This window comes from Filomicrobium sp., from assembly GCF_025698805.1.
GTDB lineage: Bacteria > Pseudomonadota > Alphaproteobacteria > Rhizobiales > Hyphomicrobiaceae > Filomicrobium > Filomicrobium insigne.
Map to the genome: position 1 here is coordinate 378673 of NZ_JAILWT010000002.1, position 14413 is coordinate 393085.

Consider the following 14413-nt stretch of genomic DNA (forward strand, 5'->3'; position numbering starts at 1 on the left):
GGTACACACGCCACAAGATTAAGGCCGCACCGATGGATTAACACCCCGGACACGGTCGAGTAATGCTCAAATACCAAAAAACTTCGATCGCTACGAGAAATCAATTCAGCGCCACCAGATGCGCATCGTCGCGGAGAATAAACATGCGTCCCTGAGCCACGACCGGCGCAATGAATACGGGGCCACCAACGCTCTGCTGAGTATTGACCTTGCCGGTCTTGGCATCAACGCTAACAAGCAATCCCTTATCGGATGCTAGCCACAGCTGGCCGCCGGCAAGTGTCGGGCCAGACCACGTTTTGGCACCAGGTAGCTTCGTCGTCCAACGCACACTGCCATCGGTCCGCGTGATGGCCATGAGCTGTCCCGACGTGTTCACAACGAAAACACTGTCACCCGCGACCCAGGGACGTTGCGTGCCCGGGATGTTAAGCGACCAAAACCGCTCCCCCGTCGTCGCACTGGTGGCAACCATACGCCCGGCATGCCCGATGGCATATACTGTCCCCGTATCAATTGCCGGTGTCGCGGTATCGCTCAACGATGCGAGTTGCGATGTCCCGCGGGTACGCGCCAAGTTCTCGGTCCACAACAACGACCCATCGGCAATCTTCAACGTCATCAAGTCACCGGATGGATAGGGAACGGAAACAATCTCGCCATCTACCGCCGGACTAACGTTCATGACGAGACTTGCCTGTTGCGGCAAGCCACGAACAGCCCAAAATTCACTGCCATCGGCACCCGACAGGCAATAAAAGCGACCATCCATACTGATGATGAACAGCCGATCCCCGGATGCCGTAGGCGCCGCACGAACGGGCGTACCGAGCGTTTTTTCCCAGATCACTTTACCTGATGCCGGATCGAGTGCGGCGATCTTTCCAAAACCGCTGACGGCATATAGGCGGCCATTCTCAGCCGCGATACCGCCACCGTAGCCGCCCTGCGCACTTGAAGACATCGCAAACGCCGACATGAAACCGCTGCCTGCATTGGCTTCGGCTTCTGGAACCAGGGAATAGCGCCAGATCGCAGAGCCACCCGTCGCAGCAAACGCGCTGACGTTCCCACTAGCGTCTAACGCGTAGACGCGCCCCTGATAAACGACAGGGCTCGCCGTGACGCGCCCCTTGGAGCTCGATCCGTCACCCGTATCCGCCGTCCAGATCTGCTTGACGCTGGTATTAAGAACAAGATGGCCAGGCGAGTTATTAGGGTCTCCGCCAGGTTGTCCCCAGTCCTCATTGACGCGCGGCGGCGGCAAGGCGACAGGGGTATCAGCGGAAGCAAGCTCACCGACAACCTTCTCTTGAGCGTTCAAGACAGGCAAACGTCGACCGGGCAGAGGCTGCTGCTTCTCAGAGAAGGGATTAAGTTCTGAGATTTTCGGTAAGCTCGGCATACTGTCCGCGCACCCGGCCAAGCCAAGCCCGAAGCCGCCTGCAATAATGAGCGCAAGTGCACGACCGATCATTCCGTAGTCCCCTACTTGCCTGCTTCCTCCGGCTGGCTTTTCGCCTGGCCGTCAGAAACCGACTTGGCCTCCTCGGCCTTTTTGTCGTCGCCAGCTGCCTTACCCTGACCCTCCGTAACAGGATCCGATTGCTTTGACGCTTTCATGTCCTCAGCAACGATACTCTCCATACGGATACGGGCGCGCTCCTGAATGCTAGGCGGCGCCTCGGGATCCCCGAGGACAGACTCAAAATATTCGCGCGCTTCCTTTGACTTCCCGGCACCGAGCGCGGCCAGACCAAGCAATTCGCGTGCGCTATGGCGCCAAGCGTTGCCAGCACCCGTCAAGTCGGTGAGCCGATTCTCCATCTCGGTCCAGTCCGCTTTCCCCAATTGAATTGCGGCAACCTGCAAGCGAGCGAAATCCCGAAGGAGAGTATCAGCGCCGGCGTCGTTGGCCACCTTCTCAAAAGTCGCGAGAGCTTCCGTCTCTTTACCCGCTTCTAGATGCGTTGCAGCGAGCTGCAATTCAGCGAGCGTGGCATAGCCCTTGGGCGCAGTCTCGACGACCTTTTCGAAGTCTTTCGCAGCTTCATCAAGCTTATTGGAAGTCGCCTGTTCCAATGCGACCTCGTACTGTGCCCCGGCCTCCTGGGCGATCGACAGCGTATGAGCGCGCCACCACTGGTACCCACCGACAGCGGCGAGAACCAAAACCACACCGGCAATTATAAAGATGCCGTAGCGTTGCCAGATCCGCTCGAACTTTTCTCGCTCGAGCTCCTGTTTGATTTCGCGCAAAAAGGAGTCGTTACTGTCGACCATTATCGCTTATGCCCTTGGGGTTGAGATCACTGCTTCTGCCGAACGCGCGATCAAACTTTGCGCATCCGATACATACACCCGACTTGGGCATAAATACCGCACCGTGGCAACAACACAACCAACCGTCGTGACAACGCTGGGGTTTGTCGCACCAAAGATCCGTTTGATCCCACTCAAGGACCACAACGCTCAGGCATACCGCAACCCTAAGTCAGCCCAAGCACATTCACCACTAGGTGGTTGGGTTTTTGGGCTTTTTCGTGGCTCTTTGGGTTAGCCCCGCTTGGCATTGTTCGAGCCTTCTCCCCCAACAACCTCCGGAGAACCGCCCGTCGCACCGGACTTCATCTCATAGGTGTGTTTTGTAGACGGAAAACTGCGGGCCCGGACCTCATCGGCATAAGCCGCAATCGCTCCTTCGATCGCTTCCCCGACCCTGCCGAATTCCTTAACGAATTTAGGAACACGCGGCGACAGCCCCAACATATCCTCCATAACGAGAATTTGACCGTCGCAATCGGCGGAAGCGCCGATACCAATGGTCGGTATGGGAATGGCATCCGTAATCCGCCGGGCCAGCGGCTCCGCAAGGGCTTCTAGGACCACGGCGAAAGCCCCGGCCTCAGCAACCGCGCGGGCGTCGTCTTCCAGGACCTCCCACTGCTCCCGCTGGCGCCCCTGCGCCTTGAAGCCGCCGATAACATTGATTGATTGGGGCGTGAGGCCGATGTGCGCGAGCACCGGCACACCGCGGTCAACCAGATAACGGATCGTCTCCGCCATCCGGCGCCCGCCTTCCAGCTTCACTGCTCCGCAGTTTGTTTCCTTCATCACCCGCGCCGCGTTCCGGAATGCGATCTGCGGACTTTCTTCATAACTACCGAAAGGCATATCTACGACAACCAGCGCCCGCTTAGATCCGCGCACCACCGCCTTACCGTGCATGATCATCAGATCCAGCGTCACCGGTACCGTTGTCTCGAAGCCGTGCATAACCATGCCAAGGCTGTCCCCCACCAGAAGGAACTCGCAATATTTGTCGGCAATTGCGGCCGTGTGCGCATGATAGGACGTCAGCGATACGATCGGCCGTTGTCCCTTCAGGTTCGCGATATCTGGCGCCATCAGCCGTTTAACCGAGCCCTGCCCGGGAAAAGATTGCGAAGACATAAATTAGCTACTCCGGTGTCGGATCATCGTGATTGCGCTTTGATGGTGACTGGGCTCTGGAAAGCATGGCGATCACGGTCGCCGCTAACGCATTCCTCTTCAAACCCCATTCACTCTAACCCGTCGAGGCGAGACGTTACATACGCCTTACCGTCAATCAGGTCGCTCCCTGGTATACCAGACTTTGACGCGTACGCCTGAAAATTGAGCAGTCCGGAGCCGGCACGTTGAACTTCGGCAACATGTTGCCAGCGACCTGACATTCAGAATGAGGATCGAGTTGCATGATCGCCAAGCCGCCTGATAACCAAAAAAGGTGCGAGCAGTAACCGACGGTTAGCCATCGGATTCCTATACTGCCAGTAATATTTTGCGTTCGCTTTTTTTGAGATGGGTTGATTTGCTTATGACGGGGATGGGGTCGCCGACACGGCGCAACTGGAAGCCTCGTGGGCTCCTGTTAGGGTTAACGCTGGCACTCCTAGCTGGCATTGCTCCGATAACTGATGCTACTGCGAAAAAGCGCTCGAACACGCCGCAAAGTTCGGCTGAAGAAGTCTCCGGGCCATTAACGATCGTGGTCTCGTTACGCCGACAACGGCTACACATCTTCGACGCAAACGGACTCGTTTCTTCTGCGCCTATCTCTTCAGGCCGCGCAGGCTACCGCACCCCAAAAGGCATCTTCACGATCCTGCAAAAGCGTCGCCGTCACTATTCGAACCTGTATGGTGGCGCGCCCATGCCCAACATGCAGCGTCTGACGTGGTCGGGCATCGCTCTCCACGCCGGCCCGTTACCCGGATACCCAGCGTCACACGGCTGCATTCGACTTCCGAGCAGTTTTTCCAGATATCTCTTCGGCCTAACAAATCTCGGTGGTCGCGTTATCGTGACGGATGAACCGGTGGCCCCGGTCCGGATCGCCCATCCAGCGCTTCTGAAACCCTTGCCGCCAGGCAACCCGCCAGCCACCGTACAAACAGCTAGCTTGGTTCAAACTGCTGGCCCTGGCGCGACGCCCCACAGCACAGATCTTCTCCTTGGTGTAACGGCGGCAAATGCAGCCGAAACGCTTGGCAGTGAAAAACGCACCCGCGCATCCGTCGCCGCAGCCCGTGCACAGGAGTTGATTGATCTTGAAGCAACTCTCACCCGGTGCCGCAACGAAGAACAGGAGATCGGGGCCGAATTGACGTCAGCCAATCTCGCATTGCGCTCCGCCATCGAGGCTGTAAAAACCGCGGAAGTGGAACTGGGCAACGTCCATGGTCTCATCGATGCGACCGCATCAGCAAAAAGCAAAACGGCCGATGAAATGCTCGCGTTCATGACAAAGAACGCTCAGGTCGAAGGTGAGGAGGCCATCGCAAAAGCGATGGCTGAGGAAGACACCCTCGAAACAAAAATGTTGGAACAGATTGCCACTTACGAGCTTGCTCTAAGTGATGAAAAAAACTTGCGACGCCTGATCGGTGACCGGCGGTTGGCTGCCGGTCAAGCCAAAGACCATCGTGACGGCATTCTGAGACGGCACATCGCTGCCCGCAAAGCGGCAGTCGCAGCATCAGCCGCGCTGGACAAGGCCAAGAAAGCTGATGCGCGTCGTGATAAGCCGATCTCAATCCTACTGAGCCGGAAAGCCAGCAAGATGTATGTGCGTCAGGGCTACGACGACATTTTCGAAGCTGCCATTGAATTTCAGCATCCGGATGCGCCGGTCGGCACGCACGTCTTTACGGCGCTGGCTTATACGGAAGACGGTGCGGATTTGGAGTGGCATGCGGTGACGGCAACGACACGCAGCGTCTCTAGGAAATCGTCAAAGACGAAAGGCGAAGTAATCCAGACGGCCAACCTTCCAAAGCAGACACCAGGGAACGCAATCGAACGGGTCAACATTCCCCAGGAAATCCGTGATCAACTCGCCGAACATTTAAAGCCCGGCTCCTCCATCATCATTACTGATGAAGGCAGAAGTTACGAAACCGGCAAGTACACGGACTTGATCGTAGAGTTCCGTTAAGAGCTCAGTGGCCGCCACGTGAGCGGCCACCCAGAACCCGCTTCCGCTCAGGTTCCGCCTGCCCCACCAACCAGCGGCACGCCGATTAGCCACGCATGTCCCCAAAACAGCATCGCCGCATAAAGCCCAAGACCCAACACAACCACGAGAACATCGTTGATCACCGGCGCATTAGCGCCACCTGCCCCCATGTTTCCACGGTGTTTGAGGCTAATCCGGTCGTAAACGGCATACGCCAGGAAGCTGCCGAATAGGACGATCGAAGCGACATCCCCATTGGCCAACAGGTGCGCCAGAGCCCAAATCTTGATCGCCACCAGCATGGGATGCTTCACCGCCGCCCGAATGCGTGAGGGAATATAGGCGGCCACGAGGAGGATCATCGCTGGCAGCATGAGGGTGAATGCCACGTGCCGCGTCCATGTGGGCGGATACCAGAGTATCGGGTTCTTTGATCCCAACATGGCCTGCATTTTTGCGAAGCCGAGAACGATCATCACAAAACCGATAAGGGCCACAATGGAGAACACTCCCTTGTAGCCCATCTCGCCAAATCTCACTGCGAGACCATCGCGCAATGGGCGGTTCGTTGGCACCAGATGGATCGCAAAAAAAAGCGCAAGCCCGGCTATGAGCAGCATCATCGTCAGTGTTCTCCCCTCGATCGAGACACGGTGTAGAAACGCACATCAGACGCGGCGATGCATGTCCACCGTCATTAAGCTCCAGGTAATTCCTTGGCTGAATACCTGAATTCTGCCGCAAAAGCTGCCTCCACCTTTTCTTCACGGCAATCGGATAAGCTGTGGAAATCTACACGTATTGCCGAAATGCGACATGCAGTATAATTTCACCTCACGGGAGGGTTGAGGGACCCAATCGTGGTTTATGTGGCAATAAGCTAGGGCCCGGGCTGCGGCGGCGATGGGCCGGGAACGGTGTTCGTGCGTACTCGCTCACCCGAAGCCACGGGATGCGCCGTGGTCTGCCGACTCCTCACCGATCGCCGGTCGGAGGAGGGGCTATGATGTCCCTGTTCCGCGGCTCAGCCCGATCCGACGAGGAAACCAAGGCACGGGCGACCGCCCCGCCTCGCATGCGTCGCCGCCTCAATCCATTACAGCGACAGGCCGAACACCCCCCGACGCCAACAGTACCTTCTGACGTCGAATGGCGCCTTGAGCAGGAATTATCTGCTGTTTTGTCCCGTCGACCGATGAGACATCGTCACTTCGACGATCAGACAGAACGTTCGCACGCCTACGCAGACATCGAAGCCCCCGAACCTCCAGCGCGTACATTGCCCTTCGTCGGGCCGCATCCTTCAACCTTGAATCAGACGATCGAGGAAACGGGAGAGACAGACAGCCTCTTTTTCGTAGACGAGTACGCAGAGGAAGAGGTTTGGCCCAACACAAAAAATGCGGGCGCTAGATCATCGGATCTTGAGAATACGAACTGGCTGCTCACCGCGCGACGCGCGCGGCGCAATCGTGGCCTTCGCCGTATCGCGTCCTGGCTTATCACAATCATCGTAGGCGGTTTTATTATCTCGATCGCAGCCGCGATCCTGTTTGGAATTCCAGGCAACGAAAAATTTGCCTTCCGGAAAAACGCCGCTTTGGAAGCTCCGGCCGTTAGCGAACCCACCCGAACTGCGCTGACCAAACCACGGTGGCGACTAGACTGAAACCGGTTAGGGCAGATAGCCCCTGTCGAGATCCATCGTGACGCGATCAAGGCGTGAGCCAGTACCGGACAAAACGTCGGCCTGCCATTTCAAGTGAGTCCCGGCTTGCGGCGAAGTCTTCGAACCGATAGCAAACTTCAGCTGTGCTTTCGCAGGCACCTCAAGTGGCCGCTCCAGTGGAAAATAAAGCTGCTCCCAATGGGTCTTTGCAGCCCCTGGTCCCGTTGAGATGCTCACACCCTCAATCAATTCTGCCTGCCACCAGACAGCAAACCCGTAAACAGTACTCTCCTTACTCACGCTCCAAGAAGCTTCACCGCTGCGGTTTGCCGAATTGTGCTTGCTGAGATCAACGTGATCCCATTGCCGCTGTCCGCCCTCAAGCAACTCGCTCTCGCGCAATCGCCGCACATAGACATTGTTGAGGCTCATTAGCTGAGCGTCCGTCAAATCCAGCCCAAAGCGTTTTCCCGTTTCGCCCCAAACCGTCAGCTCCCGATGCAAACGCGCACCAATCACGGGCTGCACAAATTGCGAGATCGCGCGCGGTATGATCTTGCCCCCCTTCTTGAGGAACCGCCGCCGCGCATCATTCAATGTCGCGATAATGTCTTCTTCAAAGGCGTAGTTGCCGAGCGTTTCGCTGACGATCAGATCTACCTTGGGCGGATCGTACATCTCTGTCGAATGGCACGGCATCAAGTGACAGTTGTCAAAACCGCTACGCGCAATCGTTCGCTCGGCGACGCTGGCCACCTCGCCGACTTCATAGAGAAAGATCTCCTTCGCACCAAGCTGCGCCGCCATCACACCTAACAACCCGGTCCCCGCTCCTATGTCGGCAACAACCGTTTCCCCCGGTTCGATCAGAGCTTTCAACGCGCGATGAAAGGCGACGTTGCGAACGGTATCGGCGATCAATGTACGGTGATATTCGATGCGCATCAGGTCAAATGCTCAGATGAGGGCCACGGATCTGATAAAGGGTCAGCGCCGTAGCAATAGCCAGGTTGAGTGAATCGAGCTTCCCCGCCATCGGAATTTTCACGCGCCGGGAACAGGCTTCCGTCAGTTCTGCTGAGAGCCCTGGCCCCTCGCTTCCCATGACAACCATGACCGGCCCGCGATAAGCAACGTTGCGGAAATCATCGCTCGCACGCAGATGCAGGCCGACAACGTCTCCTGGCCACTGCACGCGCCACGCCAAAAATTCCTCGCGCTGCATCTTCACAAGCGGCGTGGAGAAAATGGAGCCCATCGTGGCGCGTACGCATTCTCGCGAATAAGGATCACAACAATTGCCGACCAGGATAATGCCGCGCCCACCAACAGCATCCACGGTCCGGATCATGGTCCCGAGATTTCCAGGATCACGAACCTCCTCGAGCACAAGCCAAAGATCATCCGCATTTTGTGTGTTGGCGTCAGGCGCGACACCCCAGCGCTGGTCGAAAACGCCGAGCATGGCCTGAGGATTGTCCTTCGACGAAACCTTCGCAAGCACCGCTGAGGAAACTTCCAGAACCTCGGCATGATCCGCCAGGGCCGACTTAATGAGATCGCGCGCAACCGAACCGCTCGCCTCCTGCGGTTCGTAGATCAAGGTCCGCACTTTGAAACCCGCCTGTCGGGCGGTCACAAGGATCGACGCACCCTCCGCAACGAACAGTCCCGTCTCGCGCCGCGCTTTGCGCATATCGAGAGCTCGCACAGCCTTGATGCGGTCGTTCTGTAGGCTGGTGATTGGTCGGGGACGAGAGGCCTCACGGCCGTACGCGCGATCAGTCATCCCGCCACCATCTCACAAAGAGCGAAGTCGGCACGGCGTTACCTCCATGTACGGGAGAGATAGCCAACTCACCGATGGAAAACCGCCCCTCAGATCCTTCCACGACCTGCTCTGCAAGTTGACCGAACGCCAACGCAGACGCGCGGATGGCATACACCGTCAATATGAATGCGGAATTCTCTAGTGCCAGCAAGCGGCTGCAGTCTTCAAGAAAGCCCGGAAGGCTCTGAAACAAATCCCAGGTCTCGTTCTTCGGGCCACGCCCGAACTTGGGCGGATCGATAAGAATGACATGATAGGTGTTGCCGCGCCGGACCTCGCGCGCAACGAACTTGACCGCGTCATCGAGCATCCAACGAATAGGCGCATTTTCAAGCTTGGAAGCCGACTGATTTTCCTTCGCCCACCCGATCGCCTTTTTCGAGGCATCGACGTGAGTAACCTCAGCTCCCTGCGCAGCCGCAATCAGCGATGCCGCGCCGGTGTAACCAAACAGATTGAGGACACGCGGTCGCTCTTTACCGCGCGCGGTGACACGCGCGATGCGTTCCCCCATCCATTGCCAATGCGGTAACTGCTCGGGGAACAAACCGATGTGCCACAAGCCCTGCAGGCGGCAGATCATGCGCGCTTGAAGCACATCGACGGGCCAACCATCCGGCACAGCTTTGTCGATGCGCCATCGTCCCTTTTCCTCATCCTCATCCGACGCGGAAAAGACCGCATGAGCGCGCCCCCAACGGTCCGCCCCAAGCGCGGGCTTCCACAGCGCCTGCCGCTCGGGGCGATCAACGATCACGCTTCCAAACCGCTCAAGCTTACGCCCACCGCCGGAGTCCAAAAGCTCATAGCCTTCGCACCCCGGTGTGACGATCAGTTCGAGCGAATTGCGGTCAGGAGAAGTTGCCATAAAGAACGTGGGTAAGCTGCGGGATGACACAAAACGAAAAGACGTCTCTTCCAAAGACAGACCGATGGATACGCCAAGTTGGCGCCTCCCGCCAAATCCGTCCGAACACACGCTCTTTCAGTTTAGCGGTTGTAGCACCGCTACAAACTCTCGTTCGTGCGACGGATACGGCCCGCTAATAGACGCATAAGCCTCAAAGCGAATTCCGGATCATGCCGCACGAGTTCATGAAACGCGGCGCGGTCAATCGGGAGAACCTCGGTTGGCTCCTCTGCAACGGCAGTTGCGCTACGCGGAGAGCCATCGATCAAACTCATTTCACCGAACACGCCGTTAGCTTCGATGTTTTCCAACACCATGCCACCGGCTTTGATGCTGACGCGGCCTGAACGGACGACATACATGCAGTCGCCACCGTCGTCCTGCACGAAAATCCGCTCACCAGGCGCAAACTGCGCAGCCGCTGCGCCCACCCGCTCAAGAACACCGATATCAATCACCGGCTCGCTCATCTTCCGCCTCGACATCACAGGTTCGAGTGCGAAGCCTATCCCTCAGTCGTAGGATCGACAAGCGAGATAGCCCGCGGAACTGGCCAGTTGGTTGACGCCGCGGGCCAATCCGGATGGTTCACAGATTATTCGACGTCTTCGACCTCTACAGGCCCGCCACCCTTGATCCGCTGCGCGAGAGCCGCTTCAAGGAAGAGGTCGATCTCCCCGTCCAAAACCGCACTCGGATTGCCGCTCTGCACACCCGTCCGCAGATCTTTGACCATCTGATAGGGCTGCAAAACGTACGAGCGGATCTGATGCCCCCAACCGATCTCCGTTTTGGAAGCAGCTTCCGCGTTGGCCTTTTCCTCGCGTTTCTTGAGTTCAAGCTCATACAATCGCGATTTCAACATAGCCCAGGCAATCGCACGGTTTTTGATCTGCGAACGCTCTTGCTGGCTGGCCACGGCGATGCCGGTTGGGATGTGCGTGATGCGCACAGCCGAGTCGGTTGTGTTGACGTGCTGCCCGCCCGCACCCGACGAGCGATAGGTATCGATCCGGCAATCACTCTCGTTGATATCGATATCGATATCGTCATCGACCACCGGATAAACCCACACGGACGCAAAACTGGTGTGCCGGCGCGCGTTGGAGTCATACGGCGAAATGCGCACGAGCCGGTGCACACCTGACTCCGTCTTGAGCCAGCCGTAAGCATCCTCGCCCTTGATCTCTAAGGTCGCCGACTTGATGCCAGCTTCTTCGCCCGGGCTCTCCTCGATCAACGAAACGCGATAGCCGGCACGCTCCGCCCAGCGCATGTACATACGCGTGAGCATCTCTGCCCAATCCTGGCTTTCCGTGCCACCAGCACCGGCATGGATCTCGACAAAGGTATCGTTGCCATCGGCTTCGCCCGAAAGCAGGGCGGAAACGCTACGCCGCTGCGCTTCCTCATCAAGCTTCTTGAGCGCCGCCTCTCCCTCGGCAACAGTCCCCGCGTCGTCTTCCATCTCGCCAAGTTCGATCAGCGTCACGCAGTCGTCGAGATCGCGCTCCAGGCTCTCGTACGAATTGATCGCCCGCTCCAGCGTCTGACGCTCGCGCATCACTTTTTGCGCACGCTTCGGATCTTCCCAGAGGTTGGGATCCTCAGCGCGGCGATTCATTTCATCGAGACGGTCTTTGGCTGTATCCCAGTCAAAGATGCCTCCGTAGGAGGGAAAGCGCCTCTTGGATGGAATCAACGTGCTTTTGCGGTTCAGCGCGCATTGCGGCCTCAAGTGAGTTGAATTGTTCTGAATCTGGCGGTGGATATAGTCACGCCCACCGTGCCTGTAAACGCGACCCATTCACGGGAATATTGCCCGGGTTACCAGAACCCGCCGCGTCCGGAGCCGAAACTGCTCGGTGCAGGACGGCTACTATAGCCGCTGCTCTGGCTGTCGCCCATATAGGCGCCCCCACCATCGGGATCGGAAAATCCAATAATGGAATAGGCGTCGTCAGGCTCTTCGTTCGGCTTGAAAGCCTCCATGATGGCTTGATCGTCACCCGGTTCTGCCCGAAGTCCCGTAGTTCTGTTAACGAGCACAAGCTTGATGCCGGGCGGAATACGGAACGGCGTCGCCGGCTTATCTTGCAACGCATACTCCATGAAGTCACTGAACACAGGGGCCGCCACCTGGCCGCCAGTCATGCCTTTACCCATCGGCCGTGGCGTGTCGTAGCCAATAAACACACCCACGACGAGGTCCGGCGAATAACCTACGAACCAGGCATCCTTCTCCTCGTTCGTGGTACCGGTCTTGCCCGCGAGAGGACGATTGAGCTTCTTCAACCGCGTTGCCGTACCGCGCTGAACGACACCTTCAAGAATTGACGTCATCTGATACGCCGTATGCGGATCGATAATTTGACGCCGATCATCAGGGATTTCCGGCTCTTCTTGCCCCATCCAAGCCCGCGCCGTGCAATCCGGGCACTGGCGCGCATCATGCCGCCATACGGTCTTACCCCAACGATCCTGAATGCGGTCGATAAGCGTGGGATAAACTTTCTTCCCGCCGTTAGCCAGGATGCTGTAGGCCGTCGCCATACGCAGAAGCGTCGTCTCACCCGCACCAAGGGACATCGAGAGTACCGGCAGCAGAGAGTCGTAAATACCGAAACGCTGCGCATACTCCGTGATCAACGGCATGCCCATGTCCTGAGCCAGCCGCACGGTCATCTGGTTTCGCGACTTCTCAATACCGATACGCAGCGTCGACGGTCCGTAGGACTTGTCCTTGTCGTAGTTTTCAGGCCGCCAGATATCCTGCCCAGGCCCCTGCTCGATTTCGATTGGAGCGTCCAGGACGATGCTTGTCGGCTTGTAACCGTTGTCAATCGCGGCCGCATAAACAAACGGCTTGAAGGCGGAACCCGGCTGCCGCTTAGCTTGTATCGCCCGGTCAAACTGACTGATATCAAACGAAAATCCACCAACAACTGCGAGCACACGACCAGTGTGTGGATCCATCGCGACAATGCCGCCACCCACCTCCGGAATCTGCATCAGCGACCATACGCCGGTGATGTCATCCGGGTCCTTGGGAGCGACAAAAACGACATCGCCAACAGATAAGACGTCGGTTACCGACTTCGGCGCCGAACCATTCGATTTCGCCCATTTGACTTCATCGAACTTGAGTTCAACCGCCTCACGTTTATCGACAAGCGACCCATCCTGGTGCTTCTCTGGCTTCAAGCCCACGATCGCCTTTGAGGACTGCGTATCGAGCACAACGCCGATCCGCCAGGGCGCAAGATCCCCAGGTGCATCGACCTTATTAAGCGCCGCACCCCAATCACCCGCGACATCAATTTTAGCGTGCGGACCGCGCCAACCCTTGCGTCGATCTACAGTAACAAGGCCGCTCATGAGAGACCGGCGCGCGTATTTCTGAAGCACGGGGTCGAGCGTCGTGCGCACCGATAGCCCCCCACCGTAAAGCTTGTCCTCTCCGTATTGCGAGAGAAGCGCGCGACGAACTTCCTCGGCGAAGAAATCGGCGGCGAAGATGTGAGCGCCAAACGAGCGAATATTGACCTTTAGCGATTTCGCTTTGGCCTCATCCGCCTGTTCTTGAGAGATATAACCATTCTCCAGCATCTGACCGATAATCCAGTTCCGCCGCTCAACAGCGCGCTCGGTATGACGGAACGGATGGTAGTTGTTCGGTGCCTTTGGCAGCGCAGCCAGATAAGCCGCTTCCTCAATGGTCAGATCCTTGAGCTCCTTAGAGAAGTAATTGAGGCCTGCAGCCGCAACACCATAGGAGCCGATGCCGAGATAGATCTCATTAAGATAGAGTTCGAGAATCTTGTCTTTCGAAAACGTGCGCTCGATACGTATGGCCAGAATGGCCTCTTTGAGCTTGCGCTCCATCGTACGATCGCTCGTCAACAGGAAGTTCTTGGCGACCTGCTGGGTAATCGTCGAAGCACCCTGCACGCGGACCGACTTACCGAGTGCTTTAGCCTCCACCACCTTGAAGACAGCACGGGCCACACCCTGGAAGTCAATGCCGCCGTGTTCGTAGAATCGGCTGTCTTCCGCGGACAAAAACGCGGCAATCACGAGCTTCGGTATTGTGTTGATTGGCACAAAGATCCGCCGCTCTCGCGCATACTCCGCGATTAGAGAGCCGTCATGCGCATGAATCCGCGTCATCACGGGCGGCTCGTACTCAGCAAGCTTTTGGTAGTTGGGCAGATCATCCGAGATACGCATCAAGACGTACCCCGCACCCGCCGAAGCAACGAGAAAAACGACCACAAACGCCGCGAAGCCAAAGCCCAGCACGCTCAATAAAAGGCTCCGCCCGCGGCGCTTCTTGGTCTTTCGGCGCGGCGCGGGTGGGGGTATGGTCGGCGCTCTCATCAGCTCCTAGACCTGCATAAATTGCTCGCGTCGGCCCTGCTCAACGCAACCGCCGACATTTCATTGGCTGGAGACGAATTTAACATGCATTGTGGCATCACGTCGTCGCCGCCTTAGAATTTG

The 14413-nt window shown here is 57.5% G+C and carries 12 protein-coding genes; 2 read left to right on the plus strand and 10 right to left on the minus strand.

All coding sequences use genetic code 11. The features are described 5' to 3' along the window. Positions 1-100: 100 nt before the first annotated feature. From K5845_RS05515 to panB, 3 genes are all read right to left on the minus strand, one after another. Complete coding sequence (locus K5845_RS05515; protein ID WP_046475207.1) at positions 101-1477, minus strand: outer membrane protein assembly factor BamB family protein; 1377 nt, start codon at positions 1475-1477, stop codon at positions 101-103. 11 nt (positions 1478-1488) lie between these two features. Further along, complete coding sequence (locus K5845_RS05520; RefSeq protein WP_046475205.1) at positions 1489-2283, minus strand: tetratricopeptide repeat protein; 795 nt, start codon at positions 2281-2283, stop codon at positions 1489-1491. Positions 2284-2556: 273 nt separating this feature from the next. Continuing rightward, positions 2557-3453: a 3-methyl-2-oxobutanoate hydroxymethyltransferase gene (gene panB / locus K5845_RS05525; RefSeq protein ID WP_046475203.1), complete on the minus strand. Its 897-nt coding sequence runs from the start codon at positions 3451-3453 to the stop codon at positions 2557-2559. A gap of 406 nt (positions 3454-3859) precedes the next feature. Between panB and K5845_RS05530 the strand changes: the two genes are divergently transcribed. Beyond that, positions 3860-5479 carry a L,D-transpeptidase family protein gene (locus tag K5845_RS05530; protein WP_287958546.1) on the plus strand — a complete coding sequence of 540 codons (1620 nt, stop codon included), beginning with the start codon at positions 3860-3862 and terminating at the stop codon, positions 5477-5479. Positions 5480-5526: 47 nt separating this feature from the next. Here the strand turns inward: K5845_RS05530 and K5845_RS05535 are convergent, their stop codons facing one another. Then, the gene (locus K5845_RS05535; protein ID WP_046475199.1) at positions 5527-6123 is read right to left on the minus strand and encodes an NnrU family protein; all 597 of its coding nucleotides are present in this window, start codon (positions 6121-6123) and stop codon (positions 5527-5529) included. A 380-nt stretch (positions 6124-6503) separates the two neighbouring features. Here K5845_RS05535 and K5845_RS05540 point away from each other — a divergent pair, with 380 nt between their 5' ends. Then, entirely contained in the window at positions 6504-7169 is a 666-nt protein-coding gene (locus K5845_RS05540) for a hypothetical protein (protein ID WP_287958547.1), read from the plus strand. Positions 7170-7175: 6 nt separating this feature from the next. On the opposite strand, the gene K5845_RS05545 is transcribed toward K5845_RS05540, so the two are convergent. From K5845_RS05545 to K5845_RS05570, 6 genes are all read right to left on the minus strand, one after another. Continuing rightward, a complete protein-coding gene (locus K5845_RS05545; RefSeq protein WP_046475195.1) occupies positions 7176-8114 on the minus strand; it encodes a class I SAM-dependent methyltransferase in 939 nt (312 codons plus the stop codon). A gap of 4 nt (positions 8115-8118) precedes the next feature. Next, positions 8119-8958 carry a TrmH family RNA methyltransferase gene (locus tag K5845_RS05550; protein ID WP_046475193.1) on the minus strand — a complete coding sequence of 280 codons (840 nt, stop codon included), beginning with the start codon at positions 8956-8958 and terminating at the stop codon, positions 8119-8121. Then, on the minus strand, positions 8951-9868 hold the full coding sequence (locus K5845_RS05555) for an RsmD family RNA methyltransferase (RefSeq protein WP_287958548.1): 918 nt from the start codon (positions 9866-9868) through the stop codon (positions 8951-8953). Before K5845_RS05555 ends, K5845_RS05550 begins: the two co-directional genes overlap by 8 nt. A gap of 140 nt (positions 9869-10008) precedes the next feature. Next, the gene (locus K5845_RS05560) at positions 10009-10380 is read right to left on the minus strand and encodes a Crp/Fnr family transcriptional regulator (RefSeq protein WP_046475188.1); all 372 of its coding nucleotides are present in this window, start codon (positions 10378-10380) and stop codon (positions 10009-10011) included. A 125-nt stretch (positions 10381-10505) separates the two neighbouring features. Beyond that, positions 10506-11637 (minus strand): peptide chain release factor 2 gene (gene prfB, locus K5845_RS05565; protein WP_139165305.1). Its coding sequence is split into 2 segments (ribosomal slippage): positions 10506-11567 and positions 11569-11637, totalling 1131 coding nucleotides; the frame shifts between segments, so codons are not numbered across the junction. A gap of 100 nt (positions 11638-11737) precedes the next feature. Next, positions 11738-14290, minus strand: coding sequence for a penicillin-binding protein 1A (locus K5845_RS05570; RefSeq protein ID WP_082100901.1), 2553 nt, complete (start codon positions 14288-14290; stop codon positions 11738-11740). Positions 14291-14413: the final 123 nt, after the last annotated feature.